The organism is Pseudomonas entomophila L48 (assembly GCF_000026105.1).
Taxonomy (GTDB): domain Bacteria; phylum Pseudomonadota; class Gammaproteobacteria; order Pseudomonadales; family Pseudomonadaceae; genus Aquipseudomonas; species Aquipseudomonas entomophila.
In genome coordinates this window covers 4117607-4135910 of sequence record NC_008027.1, presented here as the reverse complement: position 1 = coordinate 4135910, position 18304 = coordinate 4117607, and the positions used below count along the sequence as shown (strand labels likewise).

At 63.3% G+C, this 18304-nt stretch carries 18 protein-coding genes; 13 read left to right on the top strand and 5 right to left on the bottom strand.

All coding sequences use genetic code 11. The features are described from left to right. Positions 1-45: 45 nt before the first annotated feature. The 4 genes from PSEEN_RS17760 to flgA all read right to left on the bottom strand — a co-directional run bounded on the left by PSEEN_RS17760 (position 46) and on the right by flgA (position 2626). Positions 46-789: a flagellar brake protein gene (locus PSEEN_RS17760; RefSeq protein ID WP_011534941.1), complete on the bottom strand. Its 744-nt coding sequence runs from the start codon at positions 787-789 to the stop codon at positions 46-48. Between the two features lie 80 nt (positions 790-869). Beyond that, entirely contained in the window at positions 870-1337 is a 468-nt protein-coding gene (locus PSEEN_RS17755; RefSeq protein ID WP_011534940.1) for a flagella synthesis protein FlgN, read from the bottom strand. Between the two features lie 47 nt (positions 1338-1384). Next, positions 1385-1699, bottom strand: coding sequence for a flagellar biosynthesis anti-sigma factor FlgM (flgM, locus tag PSEEN_RS17750; protein ID WP_011534939.1), 315 nt, complete (start codon positions 1697-1699; stop codon positions 1385-1387). A 177-nt stretch (positions 1700-1876) separates the two neighbouring features. Then, the gene (gene flgA, locus PSEEN_RS17745) at positions 1877-2626 is read right to left on the bottom strand and encodes a flagellar basal body P-ring formation chaperone FlgA (protein WP_011534938.1); all 750 of its coding nucleotides are present in this window, start codon (positions 2624-2626) and stop codon (positions 1877-1879) included. Positions 2627-2689: 63 nt separating this feature from the next. Here flgA and PSEEN_RS17740 point away from each other — a divergent pair, with 63 nt between their 5' ends. Together PSEEN_RS17740 and cheR are read left to right on the top strand one after the other, a co-directional pair. Beyond that, complete coding sequence (locus PSEEN_RS17740; protein WP_011534937.1) at positions 2690-3619, top strand: chemotaxis protein CheV; 930 nt, start codon at positions 2690-2692, stop codon at positions 3617-3619. A 51-nt stretch (positions 3620-3670) separates the two neighbouring features. Continuing rightward, complete coding sequence (gene cheR, locus PSEEN_RS17735) at positions 3671-4498, top strand: protein-glutamate O-methyltransferase CheR (RefSeq protein ID WP_011534936.1); 828 nt, start codon at positions 3671-3673, stop codon at positions 4496-4498. A 183-nt stretch (positions 4499-4681) separates the two neighbouring features. Here the strand turns inward: cheR and PSEEN_RS17730 are convergent, their stop codons facing one another. Beyond that, positions 4682-7264, bottom strand: coding sequence for an autotransporter family protein (locus PSEEN_RS17730; RefSeq protein WP_231845278.1), 2583 nt, complete (start codon positions 7262-7264; stop codon positions 4682-4684). A 355-nt stretch (positions 7265-7619) separates the two neighbouring features. On the opposite strand from PSEEN_RS17730, the gene flgB reads away from it, so the two are divergent. From flgB to flgK, 11 genes are all read left to right on the top strand, one after another. Then, positions 7620-8027 carry a flagellar basal body rod protein FlgB gene (gene flgB, locus PSEEN_RS17725; protein ID WP_011534934.1) on the top strand — a complete coding sequence of 136 codons (408 nt, stop codon included), beginning with the start codon at positions 7620-7622 and terminating at the stop codon, positions 8025-8027. Between the two features lie 2 nt (positions 8028-8029). Then, positions 8030-8473: a flagellar basal body rod protein FlgC gene (gene flgC, locus PSEEN_RS17720; protein ID WP_011534933.1), complete on the top strand. Its 444-nt coding sequence runs from the start codon at positions 8030-8032 to the stop codon at positions 8471-8473. Between the two features lie 15 nt (positions 8474-8488). Further along, positions 8489-9193 carry a flagellar hook assembly protein FlgD gene (flgD, locus tag PSEEN_RS17715; RefSeq protein ID WP_011534932.1) on the top strand — a complete coding sequence of 235 codons (705 nt, stop codon included), beginning with the start codon at positions 8489-8491 and terminating at the stop codon, positions 9191-9193. A gap of 30 nt (positions 9194-9223) precedes the next feature. Beyond that, the gene (gene flgE, locus PSEEN_RS17710; protein ID WP_011534931.1) at positions 9224-10615 is read left to right on the top strand and encodes a flagellar hook protein FlgE; all 1392 of its coding nucleotides are present in this window, start codon (positions 9224-9226) and stop codon (positions 10613-10615) included. A gap of 84 nt (positions 10616-10699) precedes the next feature. Continuing rightward, positions 10700-10885 carry a hypothetical protein gene (locus PSEEN_RS17705; protein ID WP_011534930.1) on the top strand — a complete coding sequence of 62 codons (186 nt, stop codon included), beginning with the start codon at positions 10700-10702 and terminating at the stop codon, positions 10883-10885. Positions 10886-11560: 675 nt separating this feature from the next. After that, complete coding sequence (gene flgF, locus PSEEN_RS17700; RefSeq protein WP_011534929.1) at positions 11561-12301, top strand: flagellar basal-body rod protein FlgF; 741 nt, start codon at positions 11561-11563, stop codon at positions 12299-12301. Between the two features lie 48 nt (positions 12302-12349). Beyond that, positions 12350-13135, top strand: a complete 786-nt coding sequence (gene flgG, locus PSEEN_RS17695) for a flagellar basal-body rod protein FlgG (protein ID WP_011534928.1) — start codon at positions 12350-12352, stop codon at positions 13133-13135. A 79-nt stretch (positions 13136-13214) separates the two neighbouring features. Beyond that, positions 13215-13910: a flagellar basal body L-ring protein FlgH gene (flgH, locus tag PSEEN_RS17690; protein ID WP_011534927.1), complete on the top strand. Its 696-nt coding sequence runs from the start codon at positions 13215-13217 to the stop codon at positions 13908-13910. A gap of 12 nt (positions 13911-13922) precedes the next feature. Next, positions 13923-15032 carry a flagellar basal body P-ring protein FlgI gene (locus PSEEN_RS17685; protein ID WP_011534926.1) on the top strand — a complete coding sequence of 370 codons (1110 nt, stop codon included), beginning with the start codon at positions 13923-13925 and terminating at the stop codon, positions 15030-15032. An 11-nt stretch (positions 15033-15043) separates the two neighbouring features. Beyond that, on the top strand, positions 15044-16234 hold the full coding sequence (gene flgJ / locus PSEEN_RS17680; RefSeq protein WP_011534925.1) for a flagellar assembly peptidoglycan hydrolase FlgJ: 1191 nt from the start codon (positions 15044-15046) through the stop codon (positions 16232-16234). Positions 16235-16246: 12 nt separating this feature from the next. Then, positions 16247-18292 carry a flagellar hook-associated protein FlgK gene (gene flgK / locus PSEEN_RS17675; RefSeq protein ID WP_011534924.1) on the top strand — a complete coding sequence of 682 codons (2046 nt, stop codon included), beginning with the start codon at positions 16247-16249 and terminating at the stop codon, positions 18290-18292. Positions 18293-18304 lie beyond the last annotated feature (12 nt).

Here is an 18304-nt window from a genome sequence, read left to right as displayed (position 1 = left end):
TGAAAACGCCACCCGATGGGTGGCGTTTTTGCGTTCGGCAGCCGATCAGTAATCGTCTTTGTCGAAGCGCCGCGCTTCACGTTGCAACTGGTACACGAAGCTCTCGATCTTGCGCTGTGCCTGGCCATTGAGGTTGTGGAAGCGCACGCCGGCGAAGGTGGTGTTGATGCGCTCTTCGAAGTGCAGGTGTCGCAGTTCGACCATGGTGTCAGTCAGGCCCAGCGGATTGCCGGCCTTGAAGCGCTCGTAAACCTGGCCCAGCTGCAGGCGGTCCTCGACGTTGCCTTCGAAGCGCAGCTTGCAACCGGTGGCGGAGATGTCCAGCAGCTTGCCGCGCAGGGCGCCATTGCCCTTGAGGTGGGTGCCGTCGAGGACGATGTCGACCAGTTGCGACAGCTTCAGCGCGGCGCGGAAGGCGCTGCGGCGCTGGTGGTAGGTGACTTCCTCAGGCAGCGGGCCGCGGTAGCAGCGGTGACCGTCGATTGCGCTGATGGTCAGGGGGGTGTTGCATTCCCAGGCGATGCGTACACCGTCATGGAAGCCTTCGACGCGGAACGGTTCGCCGTTCTCGATGTATTTTTCGCCGTCGCGCGGGATCATCTCGTCCAGCGCCAGGGCGTTGCTGTCCCGGTCGACGTGCACCACGTAGCTCTGGAACCGCTGGCTGCGCTCGTGGAAGCTGATGATCAGCGGGTCGTGGCTCTCCAGCAGCTGGCGCAGGTTGGCCGCAATCTCCAGAGGCGTGGTGAGCACCTTTGGCGGCTGGGGAGCATCGGATTCATTGAACACGGGTTATCAATCTCCAGGCAAAAACGACACACGCAAGTAACGGCATTTTGCCAGTATGTTCCGTGCCTTGATAGAACTAATCACACCTGGCCAAGCGCCTGGGGCCTGTCCATCGGCGAAGTGGCGCCACGGCTGTCGTAGAGCGACGGAGAATCGCCGCCCATGAGGATTCTGATCTGGTTGGCCGTGGCGTACTGCTGTACCTGGATGATCCGGCCATTGGTCTCGTTGACCTTCTGGCAGGCATCCATCAACTGGGTGAGCACATCGAGTTGTTGCAGGATGATCTCGCCGTTGGGCGACTGCGCGGCCACCGCCTGCACGCCGGCACGGTCGGCGCTGAGGCCGAGGCTGGCGAGCAGCTGGTTGCGCCGCAGGCCCTGCTGCTCGAGCAACACGATCAATGACTGCTTGCGGGCCAGGATCTGTTCCAGCATCCCCATTTCCCGGCCATGCAGGGCCACCGCTTCCTTTTGTAGAAGGTCGAGCAGTTCCTGCGTGGGTGCGATGTCGTCTTCGATCAATTGCAGCAGAGTGATGTCGTGCATGGCTAACTCTTGGCTTGTTGCGTCCTTGAAGTCAGCGCGCCTGGAGGTCAGCGCTGGGCTTCGAATTCGAGCAGTTTGCTGGCGACCCGGCCGGCATCGACCTTGTAGCTGCCGTCGGCGATAGCCTGCTTCAACTCGGCCACGCGGGCGCTGTTGACTGCCGGTTGATCGCGCAGCTTGTCGCTGATCTTCTGCAACTGCTGTGCCTCTTGGCTGAGGTGTACCGCTTCTCCGCTGGCGTTGGCCTGCTTGGGCGCGACGTTTGCAGCGCCGGCTTTGTCGGCCTGGCCGGCCGCGGCATTGCCGCGAACGCCGCCCGTGACGGACGGAGAATTATTCAAACGACTGAAGTCGATGACCATGATCAGAACCTCTGGGTATTTGGACGCATGCCTGGTTTTCGGCCAACCCGAAAGAAACTTTAGGCAGGAATGCATCACCGCCGGTCAGTTGGCTTGCGTAACCCGATTTCCGACACAGTTTAGGGGGAGTGCCTGCTCACCGCCAGCTTTCTGTCGTCATCCTGTCGCCCTTTTCCCCTACATGGCCACCTCGACCTGGCCGGGGCCGGTAACCCGCGCCTTGACCACGCGTTTGGAGTTCAGGTTGCGCACCCGGATCTGCGCTTCCATGCCGCCCTTGTCCAGTGCTTCGCCGGGCATGCGCACGCTGAGGCTGCCGCTGCGGGCGACGATCACCACCTGGTCGCCCTTGCGGATCACGTCAGCCTGCTCCATATGCTGCTGGGTGAGCACCTGGTCGAGCACGGTGGGGCGCACCAGCTTCATGCCCACGGCCTGTTCCAGCTGGGTGAGGTAACCTTGCGTCAGGGTGCCCACGTCGCGCTCGCGCAGGGCGACATCGCCTTGGTCGATCACGCTTTCACGCTTGAGCGGGCGGGTCATCACCACGACTTCGCGTAGCAGGCGTACTTGGGTAGGGACGAATACCGTCCAGGGCGCGGTGCCGTCGCAACGCACCTTGACCGTGACCCGCCCCAACGGCGTCGGGCTTTCCAGCGAGGCGTCCAGCTGCTGGCTGCACAATGGCATGCGCAGGCGCGGGTCGAGGGTGTTGACCTGAATCTCGTAGCGGCCCTGGGTCTGGGTGGTCGCCAGATAATCCTCTACGGTGAATTCAAGAAACCCCTGGGTGACACCGATAAGCTGTTCAGGCAAGGTAAACGCATCCGCCAGCGTGCGAACGCCGGGTGCCAGCAGGCACATCGCGGCGAGCGAGCCGGTCAGCAGGTGCGTCAGTCGTCGGAAAAATGTCGTTTTCGTGTACATGGCGCTCAAAAAAGCAAAGCCCGTGCCGACTTGGTAAACAGGCAATCGTTGAAGGAGACTGGCATGGCTGGAGTGATGGATTCGGTCAACCAGCGCACGCAACTGGTGGGGCAGAATCGCCTGGAGCTGCTGTTGTTCCGCCTCAATGGCGACCAGCTCTACGGCATCAATGTGTTCAAAGTCCGGGAAGTGCTGCAGTGCCCGGAACTGACGCTGCTGCCCAGATCCCATCCGGTGGTGCGCGGTGTGGCCAACATTCGCGGGGCGACCATCCCGATCCTGGACCTGTCGATGGCGACCGGGCTGCCAGGGCTGCAGGAAGAAACGCGCAACAGTTTCGTGATCATCACCGAGTACAACACCAAGACTCAGGGTTTCCTGGTGCACTCGGTCGAACGCATCGTCAACATGAATTGGGAAGAGATCCACCCGCCACCCAAGGGCACCGGGCGCGATCACTACCTCACTGCGGTGACCCGGGTCGACAACCGCATGGTCGAGATCATCGACGTGGAGAAGGTGCTGGCGGAAGTGGCGCCGTCGTCCGAATCGGTGTCGGCGGGCGTGGTGGATGCCGAGGTGCAGGACAAGGCGGTAATGCTGCGGGTGCTGACCGTCGACGACTCGTCGGTGGCGCGCAAGCAGGTCAGCCGTTGCCTGCAGACCGTGGGGGTCGAGGTGGTGGCGCTCAACGACGGTCGCCAGGCCCTGGACTACCTGCGCAAGCTGGTGGACGAGGGCAAGCGTCCGGAGGACGAGTTCCTCATGATGATCTCGGATATTGAAATGCCGGAGATGGACGGCTATACCCTGACCGCTGAGATTCGCAGCGATCCGCGCATGCAAAAGCTGCACATCTGCCTGCATACTTCGTTGTCCGGGGTATTCAACCAGGCAATGGTCAAGAAAGTCGGTGCCGATGACTTCCTGGCCAAGTTCAGGCCGGATGATCTCGCCCAGCGCGTGGTCGACCGGATCAAGGCGTCCCATTGAAACGGCCGGGGCCCGTCCCCGGCGCTAGCGATTTAGAAAGAGGCGGCAGCATTGTCTACGGGTAATTTGGATTTCGAACAGTTCCGGGTCTTCCTGGAGAAAGCCTGTGGCATCCTGCTGGGCGAGAATAAGCAGTACCTGGTCTCCAGCCGTCTCAACAAGCTGATGGAGCAGCAGGGCATCAAGTCCCTTGGCGAGCTGGTGCAACGCATCCAGGCGCAGCCACGGGGTGGCCTGCGCGAACAGGTGGTCGATGCCATGACCACCAACGAGACGCTGTGGTTTCGTGACACCTATCCGTTCGAGGTGCTCAAGAACAAGGTGATCCCGGAGTTCATCAAGAACAACCCGGGCCAGCGCCTGCGCATCTGGTCGGCGGCTTGTTCGTCGGGGCAGGAGCCATATTCGATCTCGATGTCGATCGACGAGTTCGAGCGCACCAACCTCGGCCAGTTGAAGATGGGCGCGCAGATCGTCGCTACCGACCTGTCCGGCGCGATGCTCAACAACTGCAAGACCGGCGAGTACGACAGCCTGGCCATCGCTCGCGGTTTGTCCCAGGAGCGCCTGCAGCGCTACTTCGACACCAAGGGTCCGGGGCGCTGGGCGATCAAGCCGCCGATTCGCAGCCGTGTCGAGTTCCGCTCGTACAACCTGCTCGACAGCTACGCGCCGCTGGGCAAGTTCGACATCGTGTTCTGCCGCAACGTGCTGATCTACTTCTCGGCCCAGGTCAAGAAGGACATCCTGATGCGTATTCACAGCACGCTGAAACCGGGCGGGTACCTGTTCCTGGGTGCCTCCGAGGCGCTCAACGGGTTGCCGGACCATTACCAGATGGTCCAGTGCAGCCCGGGCATCATCTACCAGGCCAAGTAAGGCTGGATAAGGCAAAAAAAGGCCGGTATCGCGAGATACCGGCCTTTTTTGTTGGTTAATCGGGTGGTGTTCGCCTGTAGGAGCGGCTTTAGCCGCGATGCGGGCGACGCGGTGTCTGGCACCCGCTTCGCGGGTGATCGCGGCTGAAGCCGCTCCTACAGAGGTTTCGTTGCATCAATGGGGTCAGAAGTCGTAGCGCACCTTGGCCGAGAACACGTCGGCATCGAAGCCCGACTTGCCGACGTAGTCGTAGTTCAGGCCGACGGTGACCGCGCCCAGCTTGTAGTCGGCGCCCACGCCGGCCTCGTAGCTGTTGCGCGCGGTGCTGGCGCCGTTGGTCACGAACGGTGTGCCGCCCACCAGGAAGGTCGAGGTGTTCTGCACCTTGTCGGCGGCGAAGTCGTGATAGGTCATCAGCTTGAACTGCGGCTCCAGAGTGCCTGCACCCAGGGCATAGCTACCCGCCAGGCGCACGCCGGCGCCCAGTTCGATGGCTTCGTAGCGCTGGTCTTCGATCTTCAGTGCGGCGGACGAGCCTTTCTCCTTGTAGCCATCGATGTCGACGCGGTTGTAGCGCGCGGCCAGGCGCGGCTCGACCAGCCATTGCGAGCTGACCTGCCAGGTGTAGCCAGCCACCAGGTTCAGACCCAGTTGCTTGCTGTCGTAGTCGGACTTGGCGCGGGTGCCGGCGATGTCGCGCTTGCCTTCGTTGTCGTTGAAGCCGTAGGTGAGGTTGCCGTCGACGAAGTAATTGCCCAGCTCATAGCCGCCGTACAGGGTGAAGGCGTGGCCCTCTACGTCGGTCTTGCTGCCGCTTCGGCCGTTGACGTCGGTGTCGATGAAGCTGTACGCCACGCCCAGGGTCAGCTGGTCGTCGAGCTTGCCGTCGGCACCGACGGCGATGCCGCGGCTGTAGGCGTTGTAGCCGGCGATGCCGTCGCGGCGTTGCTGGGTGGCGTCGCTGTACAGGGTCTGCACCCACACGCCGGTGTCCTTGAGCGTGTCGCCCGAGGCGACCCCGCGCAGGCCGCTGGTGCGGTTGAGGGTGACGTTGGTGATCAGGCGCTGGCTGGCGGTGGCGGCCTGGCGGGCGCCATCGCTGACATCCGGGGCCAGTTGCTCGGCCAGCCGGGTCAGTTGCGCCTCATCGGCCTGGGAGGCGATGCGCAGCAGCGGATCGTCCTTGCTCAACAGCGCCAGCAGGCCGGAACCGGCCAGCCCGTTGAGGGCGTGCTGGGCGTTTTTGTCGCCACCTTGTTCCTGGACCATCTCGTCGATGGCCTGTTCCGACTTGGTGTTGACCTCGACATAGACCTTGTTGTCTTCCAGGGTGCTGGTGCGCACGTTCAGCAGTGCCGATGTGCTGACCACCTTGGGTTTGCCGTTGGGGTCGACGGCCTGGCCACTGGCGTCGAGCACCTGGACCTGCCCGGCCTCGAGCAACAGGTAGCGCCCGCCAGCGGGCAGGTAGTCCTCGCTCTCGGGGGCCAGCGCGATTCGCGCATCCTGGCCGAACTCGGCAATGCCGCTGACTTTGAGCACGGGCTGGGCTGGGTTGCTCTCCTCGCTCAGGTACAGGCCCAGCGAAGAGTGGTCCGCAACCCGCAGGTTGCCTTCGAGGTTAATCTGTTGGCTGTCCAGGCTGAAGGTGATCGGAGGCTCGTCGGCGCTGCCGACCTCGAGCCAGCCGCCATCGCGCAGGCGGATGTTGCCCTGGAAGGGGTAGTAGGCGCCATAGCGGGCATTACCCTCGACTTCGATGTTGGCCAGGCCATTGAGGTCGCCCAGGATATCGCTGCCCTCGCGCATGATCAGCTCCACCGGGCGGTTGCTGGTGGTGGCGTCGACAGCCACCCTGGACCAGATCCGGCCGCTGTTGAAGATGTTCAGGTCGCCGTTGGCCTTGTATTGCGGCTGCAGGCCCGGCCCGTCATAGGCGACATTGCCGACCTTGATCGCGATGTTGCCGGCGGTGATCCTTCCGGTGTTGACCACGTGATTGCCGATGCCGCCGACCAGGGTGGTGCCGTCCAGGTTGATGCCGATCGACTCCTGCGCCCCGATGTACAGCAGGCCGGTGTTGGTCACGCCGGCCAGGACACTGCCGGTGGTGGCATCGATACCGACTGCGCTGGGGCCGACGACATTGATTTCGCCATTGTTGATGACTCGCCCTTCAAGGCTCGCGCCGGCGAGGTTGATGCCGCGCAATTGCGTGCCGTTGCCGACGATGCGCGCACCATTGGCATTGATCAGGTCGCCGTTGATGACTGTGCGACCGCTCAAGTCGATGGCGGCCTTCGGCGGGGCGAAAGGCCCCGAGGTCATATCGCCGCCTGCTTGCAGCTGTCCTTCGTTGACCAGGTCGCCGTCGAGCACGGTCGCGCTGATCTTCAGGGCGGAGCCCTGCGCGCTATTGGTCTTCACAATGCCGCGGTTATAGAAGTAGCCGCTGAGTTCGCTGTCGGCAATACGAATGCCGTCGACCCCGCTCTTCGAACCGAAGGAGTTGCCGTTGTTGGCGTTGATCGCGCTATCGAACGCCAGGTCACCCTGCACCTTGGCATCGATCAGGTCGATGGCGGTGCGGAAGATGTCGCTGGAACTCCCGGTGAATGTGAGATCGTCGCCGTAGGTCTGGTGCTGGCTGCTATAGCCGGCGTCCGTCAGGACGATGGTCTGGGGGGCGGATACCGCCAAGGCAGGCAGGGGGCTGGCGCTGATGGTCAGGGCCAGCAGGGTCTTGCGGAAAGTGGGCGCAGGCACGTTTTCGTTCCTTGGAAATCGTCTTGGGAAGCGGCGCGCATCCATGCGTGACGGGAGGTCTGCAATCCTCTCGGGAGTGGCCTTACGGGCACGCCTCTGCGCGGGGAGCGAATCCTATCCCAGGTAGTGGCATATTGACACTTCTGTTGACGTCAATTTTTTGATTTGCCGCTTTTGCCGCCTGTCATTTGCCGCTCGGGCTCCACGAGGCGGAAGCACTTTGCCGCTTTTCTGGCAGCCGTCGGGCGATGGAAAGGGTCAGAGGCCAGTGTTTATCGGGGATTTGTTGGTTGGCACAACCCTTGCTAAAGCTTTGCCAACGAAATTCTGGTCAACCTTCGAAGGTTTCCCCGACATGAGCATCAGCTTCGACAAAGCGCTCGGCATCCACGAAAAGGCATTGGGCTTCCGCGCCCAGCGCGCCGAGGTGCTGGCCAACAACATCGCCAACGCCGACACGCCCAACTACAAGGCGCGTGACATGGACTTCTCGTCGGTGCTCGCCGCCGAGGCCGACAAGCAGCAGAAGGGGCGCATCGCCCTCGACCGTACCAACAGCCGTCACATCGAGGCCGAAGGCCTGGCGATGGCCGACGACACGCTGCAGTACCGCACGCCGATGCAGCCGTCGATCGACCAGAACACCGTGGACGCCCAGATGGAGCAGTCGAACTACGCCGAGAACGCCGTCGGCTTCCAGGCCAGCTTCACCCTGCTCAACAGTAAATTCAAAGGGCTGGTCGCAGCCCTGCGCGGAGAGTGACCATGTCCCTTGCCAGTGTCTTCAATATCGCCGGTAGCGGCATGAGCGCGCAGAACACGCGCCTGAACACCGTCGCCTCGAACATCGCCAACGCCGAGACCGTCTCGTCGAGCCTCGACCAGACCTACCGCGCCCGTCACCCGGTGTTCGCCACCACCTTCCAGCAGGCCCAGGGCGGCGTCGGCCAGTCGCTGTTCGAGGACCAGGGCGAGGCGGGGCAGGGCGTGCAGGTCAAGGGCATCATCGAGGACCAGAGCAACCTCGAGGCGCGCTACGAGCCGAACCACCCGGCGGCGAACAAGGACGGCTACGTCTACTACCCCAACGTCAACGTGGTCGAGGAGATGGCCGACATGATCTCCGCCAGCCGTGCGTTCCAGACCAACGCCGAGCTGATGAACACCGCCAAGACCATGATGCAGAAAGTGCTGACCCTGGGTCAGTGATAAGGAAACCGGACCATGGCAGTCGAAAGCACTACTGGCGTGAACCTCAATGATGTCCTGAAGAATTCGGGTGTCAGCGACGGCACGACCAAGAAGCCCACCACCGAGAAGACCGACAAGAACGCCCTGGGCAAGGATGCGTTCCTGCAGTTGCTGGTCACCCAGATGCAGCACCAGAACCCGCTGGATCCTCAGGATAACGGCGAGTTCGTGGCCCAGCTGGCGCAGTTCAGCAGCCTGGAGGGGATCCAGACCCTCAACAGTTCGGTCAACTCGATCATCACCGGCATGGGCTCGTCCCAGGCGCTGCAGGCCTCGTCCCTGGTCGGGCGCTCGGTGATCGTGCAGAACGAGAAGGCCATGGTCGACACCACCAAGAGCTTCACCGGCCAGGTGGTCGTGCCGCAGAACATCACCGATGGCAAGGTCACCATCAAGGACAAGGATGGCAACGTGGTCAAGACCATCCAGTTGGGCGAGCAGAAGAAGGGCAACGCCGACTTCATCTGGGACGGTACCAACGACAAGAACGAGAAGCTCAGCCCGGGCAACTACACCTTTACCGCCACCACCACGGTCGATGGCAAAGCAGCGATCATGTACACGCTGCTGCCGGCCACGGTGAACAGCGTCAGCTTCCAGAACGGCGGCGAGATGATGCTCAACCTTGCCGGCATCGGCAAGCTGGGTATCTCCAAAGTACAAACCATCGGAATCTAAGGCCGCTAGAACGGCAGAAGGAGCGAATACATGTCTTTCAATATCGGCCTTAGCGGTCTTTACGCAGCCAACAAGCAACTGGACGTCACCGGCAACAACATCGCCAACGTCAACACCAACGGCTTCAAGTCGTCGCGTGCCGAGTTCGCCGACGTCTACGCCGGCGCCAACCGCCTGGGCGTGGGCAAGAACCAGGTCGGCAACGGCGTGCGCCTGGCCAACGTGTCCCAGCAGTTCGGCCAGGGTGACGTGAACAACACCGGCAACGTGCTGGACATGGGTATCCAGGGCCAGGGCTTCTTCGTCCTGTCCGACAACGGCTCGCTGAGCTACTCCCGTGCCGGTGCGTTCCAGACCAACAAGGACAACTTTGTCGTCACCTCCGACGGCTTGCGCCTGCAAGGCTATGCCGCCGATGCCAACGGCAAGATCCAGAAGGGCGTGCTGACCGACCTGAAGATCGACACCTCGGCGCTGGCGCCCAAGTCCACCACCCTGATCGATCAGGGTATCAACCTGAACTCGTCGGCCCTCGATATCCCGCTGCAGGTATGGGACGCCACCGCGACGCCACCGGCGATGGTGCCGAACAAGCCGTTCGATCCGACTGACCGGACTACCTACTCCGACTCGTTCCCGACCAAGGTGTACGACAGCCAGGGTAACGAGCATGTCATGGAGCAGTTCTACCGCAAGACCGGCACCAACGAGTGGACCATGTATACCCTGGTCGATGGGCGCAACCCATTCACGCCAGGTGCTGCCGCCCCGGCGGGTACCACTCCGCTGACCGGCACCATCAACTTCAACCCCGATGGCAGCGTGAAGAACATGTCGACCGCCGCCACGGGCGTGCCGACCACGCCGGCTGGCCAGTTCGAATGGAGCGTCACCAACAACATCTTCAGCATGAAAGGCTGGGTACCTGCCGCCAAGGACGCCGCCGGCAACTGGGCGTCGAATGGCGCGGTCGGCAATGCCGACGGCATGCGTCTGTCGATGAACAGCACCACCTCCTACAACACCGCGACAGCGCGTATGTCGCAGTCTCAGGACGGCTACGCCACCGGTATCCTGTCGAACCTGTCGATCGACTCCACCGGCGTGATGTTCGCCAGCTTCAGCAACCAGCAGTCCCGCGCCATCGGCCAGGTCGCCATCGCCAGCTTCGCCAACCCGCAGGGCCTGCAGCAGATCGGCGGCACCCGCTGGAAAGAGTCGTTCGCCTCGGGCATCCCGGGCATCGATGCGCCGAAGACCGGCACCCTGGGCAGCGTCGAGTCCAACTCGCTGGAAGCGTCCAACGTCAACCTGACCCAGGAGCTGGTCGAGCTGATCAAGGCGCAGAGCAACTACCAGGCCAACGCCAAGACCATCTCCACCGAAAGCACCATCATGCAGACCATCATCCAGATGACCTGATGGTCGCTGGCAGGTCGCCGCACTACGCGTAACCACACGAACCCCTTTCTCGCGAAGGGGTTCGTCGTCTTCGAGGGTTGGCTCATGAAAACACTGATCGTCGCTGCCGCCGCGGCGTTCTGCCTGCTCCAGGCCCAGGCCGCCATGGCGCCCTGGTGGCGTTGGGAAAGCCAGGCCGATGGGCGCCTGGTCTGCTCGCAATGGGCGCCGGGCGATGGCTGGAAGCGCTTTGCCGGCCCCTTCAACAATGCCGCCTGCCGAGAGCTTTGACGCACGGCAAAAATTGATGGCTTGAGGCCATCGATTGCGGCATTTTCTTCGGGTATGGTCCGCGACATTCCTATTCGTTTGCGTGTCTCGCAACGTCTCTCTTTCAGGGGTGGAGCTCTTGAAAAGCTGTAAGGGTGCTGGCGCGTGCGTGCTGCCGGAGCGGCGGTCTGTAGTCCTGAAAGAGGGCTTGATGCGGGGCGACCCTGTTCTCGGGTGTGATCCATCTGTTGGTGCTGGTCGGCCCCCTGTTGGTGCTCGAAGTCTACGGCGGGGTCATCCCGGCCGCAGCCTGCCCAGGCTGGTATCGCTGGCGCTGGGTGTGATTGTGCTGATGGTGCTGCTGACTTGATTGCCGATCGCGGTGCTCGCCAGGGCATGCGTGATGCCGCGGAGCTTGCGAGCCGGCGCGATCGTTTGGGTCGGCAGGCGCACGGCGGAGTTATCTTCACCATCACCTGACAGCGAAGTGACGATCGATGACGGCGGGGCGGCCAGCCCTTGCCGTTGTCGGCAGTCCGCCGCCGAGATTTTGTCTCTCGCGCGGCGGCTGTTTCAGCAAAGGCCCCGAAAACACGGGGCCTTTGCCATTTCTGCAGCACTTGGCGCGAAACTTGCTCCAAGCACCGCAAAGCCACGGCGAGCGGCAATCGACCGCCCGTGCAGCGGAGGATGACTGTGGACAAGATGCTTTACGTGGCCATGACCGGCGCCAGCCAGAACGCGCTGGCGCAGAAGGCCCACGCCAACAACCTGGCGAACGTTTCCACCAACGGTTTCCAGCGCGACCTCGAGCAGGCGCGTTCGATGCCGGTATTCGGCGACAGCTTTCCGGCGCGTGCGTTTGCCATGAGCGAGCGCCCGGCCACCGATTTCCGCGCAGGCCCCCTGGTCGAGACCGGCCGTGAGCTGGATGTGGCGGTCAGCGGCGATGGCTTCATGGCCGTGCAGGCCCCGGATGGCAGCGAAGCCTATGTGCGCACCGGCAGCCTGAACATTGACGCCCTGGGCGTGCTGCGCGCCGGCAACGGCATGGCGGTCATGGGCAACGGTGGCCCGATCGCGATTCCGCCGCAGCAGAAGGTCGAGGTCGGCGATGACGGCACCATCAGCATCCGCGCCATGGGCGAGGACCCACGGGTGATGGCCGAGGTCGACCGCATCAAGCTGGTCAACCCGGACATCAAGAACATGACCAAGGGGCCGGACGGGCTGATCCACACCAAGAACGGCCAGCCGGCCGACGCCGATGTCAATGTGCGCGTGGTGTCGGGCTTCCTGGAAGGCAGTAACGTCAACGCCGTGGAAGAAATGACTTCGGTGCTGGCACTGTCCCGCCAGTTCGAGTTGCACGTCAAGATGATGAAAGCGGCCGAGGAAGGCGATCAAGCCATGGCTCGGGTTTTGCAAATCGGCTAATCACATTTGAACGGGTGCCGTAAAACAGGCGCACGAGGAGAACACTAAATGCTTCCAGCTCTTTGGGTTGCTAAGACCGGCCTGTCCGCCCAGGACACCAACCTGACGGTCATCTCGAACAACCTGGCCAACGTCTCGACCACCGGCTTCAAGCGTGATCGCGCCGAGTTCCAGGACCTGCTGTACCAGATCAAGCGCCAGCCGGGCGCGCAGTCCACCCAGGACAGCGAGCTGCCTTCGGGCCTGCAGGTCGGTACCGGTGTGCGTGTGGTCGGCACCCAGAAGAACTTCCAGACCGGCGGCCTGCAGAACACCGAGAACCCGCTGGACATGGCGATCAACGGCCGTGGCTTCTTCCAGATCCTGCAGCCGGACGGCACTGTCTCGTACACCCGTGACGGTACCTTCCACCTGAACTCCGATGGCCAGATCGTCAACGCCGACGGCTTCGCCCTGGAGCCGGCCATTGTCGTGCCGCCAGAGGCGCAGACTTTCACCGTCGGCCAGGACGGCACCGTGTCGATCACCACGGCCGGCAACCCGGCCGCCCAGGTCATCGGCAACCTGCAGACCGCCGACTTCATCAACCCGGCCGGCCTGCAGGCCATCGGCAACAACCTGTTCCTCGAAACTGCCGCCAGTGGCGCGCCGCAGATCGGCACCCCGGGCCTGAATGGTTTCGGTACTTCTCTGCAGAAGACCCTGGAAAACTCCAACGTCAGCACCGTGGAAGAACTGGTGAACATGATCACCACCCAGCGTGCCTACGAGATGAACTCCAAGGTCATCTCCGCCGCCGACAAGATGCTGTCGTTCGTCACCCAGCAGCTGTAAGCCCGGGTGGCCCGCCTGGCGCGGGCCACTGACCATCCGCTCGCTGTCGCAGCGCCTGTTCCACCGTGAGGTAAGCGTCATGAAACATCTGTTGTCCGTTTTCGCCCTTGGGGGGGCGGTGTTGCTGGCCGGTTGCGTCGCGCCGACGCCCAAGCCCAACGACCCGTACTACGCGCCGGTCCTGCCGCGCACCCCGTTGCCGGCAGCGGCCAACAACGGCTCGATCTACCAGGCCGGTTTCGAGCAGAGCCTGTACACGGACCGCAAGGCGTTTCGGGTCGGTGACATCATCACCATCACCCTCAACGAGCGGACCTCGGCCAGCAAGAATGCCGGCTCGCAGATCCAGAAGAACAGCAAGGCCGACATCGGCTTGACCTCGCTGTTCGGCAGCAGCCCAAACACCAACAACCCGTTCGGCGGCGGCGACCTGTCGCTGGAGGCCGGCTACAGCGGCGACCGCACCACCAAGGGCGACAGCAAGGCCACCCAGGGCAATACCCTGACCGGTTCGATCACCGTCACCGTGGCCGAAGTGCTGCCCAACGGCATCATCGCCGTGCGTGGCGAGAAGTGGATGACCCTGAACACCGGCGAGGAGCTGGTGCGCATCGCCGGCCTGGTCCGCGCCGACGATATCGCCACCGACAACACCGTGCCGTCCACCCGTGTGGCCGACGCGCGCATCACCTATTCGGGCACCGGCTCGTTCGCCGATGCCAGCCAGCCCGGTTGGCTGGACCGTTTCTTCATCAGCCCGCTCTGGCCCTTCTGAGTACGGATGACCATGTTCAACGCTAGGCGGTTGATTGCCGCGACACTCCTGATGTCCTGCGCGTTCGGTGCCCACGCCGAGCGCTTGAAGGATATCGCCAGCATTTCCGGCGTGCGCGCCAACCAGCTGATCGGCTACGGCCTGGTGGTGGGGCTCAACGGCACGGGTGACCAGACCACCCAGACGCCGTTCACCCTGCAGACCTTCAACAACATGCTGTCGCAGTTCGGCATCAAGGTGCCGCCAGGGTCGGGCAACGTGCAGTTGAAGAACGTCGCCGCGGTGTCGGTGCATGCCGACCTGCCACCGTTCGCCAAGCCTGGCCAGGTGGTCGACATCACCGTGTCGTCGATCGGCAACTCCAAGAGCCTGCGCGGCGGCAGCCTGTTGATGACCCCGCTCAAGGGTATCGACGGCAACGTCTATGCGATCGCCCAGGGCAACTTGGTGGTCGGCGGCTTCGATGCCGAGGGCCGTGACGGCTCGAAGATCACCGTCAACGTTCCGTCGGCCGGCCGCATCCCGGGCGGTGCTTCCGTCGAGCGTGCGGTACCGAGCGGTTTCAACCAGGGCAACAGCCTCACCCTCAACCTCAATCGCCCGGACTTCACCACCGCCAAGCGCATCGTCGACAAGGTCAACGAGCTGCTCGGCCCTGGCGTGGCCCAGGCCGTCGATGGTGGCTCGGTTCGCGTCACCGCGCCGATGGACCCGAGCCAGCGCGTCGACTACCTGTCGATCCTCGAGAACCTGGAGATCGACCCGGGCCAGGCGGTGGCCAAGGTCATCATCAACTCGCGTACCGGCACCATCGTCATTGGCCAGAACGTCAAGGTGTCGCCGGCGGCGGTCACCCACGGCAGCCTGACCGTGACCATCACCGAAGACCCGATCGTCAGCCAGCCGGGGCCGTTCTCCAATGGCCAGACCGCCGTGGTGCCACGCTCGCGGGTCAACGCCCAGCAGGAGGCCAAGCCGATGTTCAAGTTCGGCCCGGGCACCACGCTGGATGAGATCGTGCGTGCGGTGAACCAGGTCGGCGCGGCGCCGAGCGACCTGATGGCGATCCTTGAAGCCCTGAAGCAGGCCGGCGCGTTGCAAGCCGACCTGATCGTGATCTGAGGACGCCACGGATGAATTCGAAGAGCCTGGTGTCCTCGCCCGCCGACAGCGGCGCCTACACCGACCTCAGCCGCCTGAGCTCGCTCAAGTACGGTGATCGCGACAGCGACGCCAACGTGCGCAAGGTGGCCAAGGAGTTCGAGTCGCTGTTCGTCAGCGAGATGCTCAAGGCGTCGCGCAAGGCCACCGATGTGATGGCCTCCGAAGACGACCCGATGAACAGCGACACGGTCAAGCAGTACCGCGACATGTACGACCAGCAACTGGCGGTGAGCATGTCCCGCGAGGGTGGCGGTATCGGCCTGCAGGACGTGCTGGTGCGCCAGCTGTCGAAGAACAAGGCCGTGCACCCCAACACCAGTCCGTTCCCGCGTATCGAGGGGGCGGCTCCGGCGCTGTGGGCCTCGAAGGTGGCGGAGCCTGTGCGTGCCACCGAGGACGTCGCCACGCGCAATGATGTGGCCGCGCTCAACTCGCGACGCCTGGCCTTGCCGTCCAAGCTCACCGATCGCCTGCTCGCAGGCATCGTGCCGTCCACTGGCACTGCCGCGGCCGCCACCAACACCGCCATGCCGCGCCGTGGCGATATTCCGGTCGGTGGCGTGGCCGCGCGCGACTGGGCGCCGGCACGTACCTTCGCCGCGCCGGACGCCAAGCTGCAGATCCTCGGTCGCGCGCAGCCGCCGCTGGCACCGAAGAAAGCCTTCGCCGACAGCGACGCCTTCGTCGCCACCATGCTGCCGATGGCCGAGCAGGCCGCCAAGCGCATCGGTATCGACCCGCGCTACCTGGTCGCCCAGGCCGCGCTGGAAACCGGTTGGGGTAAGTCGGTCATGCGCAACCCCGATGGCAGCAGCAGCCACAACCTGTTCGGCATCAAGGCCACCGGCAGCTGGCAGGGTGGCGAGGCGCGGGCGATCACCAGCGAGTTCCGCAACGGCCAGTTCGTCAAGGAAACGGCGGCGTTCCGTTCCTACGACAGTTACCAGGACAGCTTCCACGACCTGGTCAGCCTGCTGCAGAACAATTCGCGCTATCAAGATGCGGTGAAGGCTGCCGATAAACCAGAACAATTCGTGCGAGAGCTGCAGAAGGCCGGTTATGCCACCGACCCGAACTACGCCAGCAAGATCTCGCAGATCGCAAGACAGATGAAGTCGGAACAGAGCTACGCAATGCTCGGTACCACCACGCAACTTTAAGGGCAGGGAACCATGGCGAGTTTGATCAATATCGGTATGTCGGGCCTGGGTGCCGCCCAGTCCGGGATGTACACCCTGGGTAACAACATCGCCAACGCCGATGTCGAAAGTTACTCTCGCCAGCAGATCGTCCAGAAGACCAAGGGTAGCCAGCAGGTCGGCCAGGTGTTCATCGGCACCGGCACTACGCTGGCCGACGTGCGCCGGGTGTACAACTCGTTCCTCGAGAACCAGCTGCGCACCACCACCTCGCTGTCGGCCGATGCGTCCTCGTACCTGGACCAGGTCGCGCCGCTGGACAAGGCCCTGTACGGCACTGACACCGGTATCACCGCCGCGTTGAAGAGTTTCTTCACCGCCGCCCAGGATGCCTCGGCCAAGCCCACCGAAGATGCCTCCCGCCAGTTGCTGCTGACCAGCGCGCAGACCCTCGCCAAGCGCTTCAACGCCTTGTCGGCGCAGATGAACCAGCAGAACAGCAACATCAACTCGAACATGAAGTCGATCGCCGACCAGGTGAACAACCTCACTTCCACCATCGCTGACTACAACCAGCAGATCGTGAGGATGGCCGCCATCACCGGCCAGCCCAACGACCTGCTGGACCAGCGCGATGGCGCGGTGCGCGAGTTGAACAAGCTGATTGGCGTGGACGTGGTCGAGCGTGAAGGCAACTACGACATCTACCTGAAGAACGGTCAATCGCTGGTGCTGGGCACCGGCACGCAGAAGCTGGAGACGGCGCCCAGCCCGACCGACCCGACGCGCATGAGCCTGGTGCTCAACCGCGGCAGCACCAAGATGGACATCACCGACAGCGCCAGCGGTGGCGAGATGGGTGGCCTGATCCGCTACCGCAAGGACACCCTCGACCCGGCCCTGAACGAACTGGGGCGGGTTGCCCTGGTCGTGTCCGACGCGATCAACAGCCAGCTGGCCCAGGGCATCGACAAGAACGGTGAGTTCGGTGCGCTGCTGTTCGGCGACATCAACAGTGCCAAGGCCATCAGCGAGCGCAGCGTGCCCAAGCTGGGCAACAACCCGGCCACCGGCAACCTGAACGTGACCATCAAGGACACCGGCAAGCTGTCGACCAACGACTACCAGGTGACCTTCACCAGTGGCACGGGCTACAACGTGCGCCGGCTGCCCGATGGCAAAGACATGGGCAACTTCGACCTCAGCACCAACCCGCCGCCGGTGATCGATGGTTTCAGCCTGGCGCTCAATGGCGGCGCCCCCAGTGTCGGCGACAGCTTCAAGATCACCCCGACGCGCAACGCCGCCGGGACCATCGACTCGACGCTCACCGACCCCAAGCGCCTGGCATTCGCCGCGCCACTAACCGCCGTCAACGCTTCGGGCAACAAGGGCACCGGGCTGATCACCCAGCCCACGCTGACGTCCAAGCTGGACATCTACGACGCCACCCAGCGCAGCGACTTGCAGGCCGGCCTGAAGTACTCGACCCCGGTCAAGCTGGTGTTCGGCAACGAGACCTCGCCCCAGGCGTACACGATGTTCGACGCCCAGGGTAACAACATCGGCAGCGGCACTATCGTCCCTGGCCAGAACAACAAGCTGCAGTTGTCCGTGCCGATGGTCGATGGCAGTGGCAACCCGATCAATGACGCCAGTGGCGTGCAGAAGAAGTTCAACTTCGAGATGGACATCACCGGCGCGCCGAAGAACGGTGACAGCTTCACCGTCTCGTTGACCGGCTCCGGCTCGGCGGACAACCGCAATGCCCAGTCGGTGATCGGCCTGCAGACCAAGTCCACGGTCGAGGTGGGGGCCGACGGCAAGGGCATCAGCATGACCGATGCCTACGCCAAGCTGGTGTCCAACGTCGGTGGCAAGGCCTCCCAGGCGAGCATGGACGCCGATGCCACCAATGCCCTGCAGGCCTCGGCGCTGGATAGCCGCAATACCGCATCCGGTGTGTCGGTCGACGAAGAGGTCGGCAACCTGGTCAAGTTCCAGCAGTACTACACCGCGTCGTCGCAGATCATCAAGGCGGCCCAGGAAACCTTCGCCACCTTGATCAACAGTCTTTAAGGAGCCGTAGAT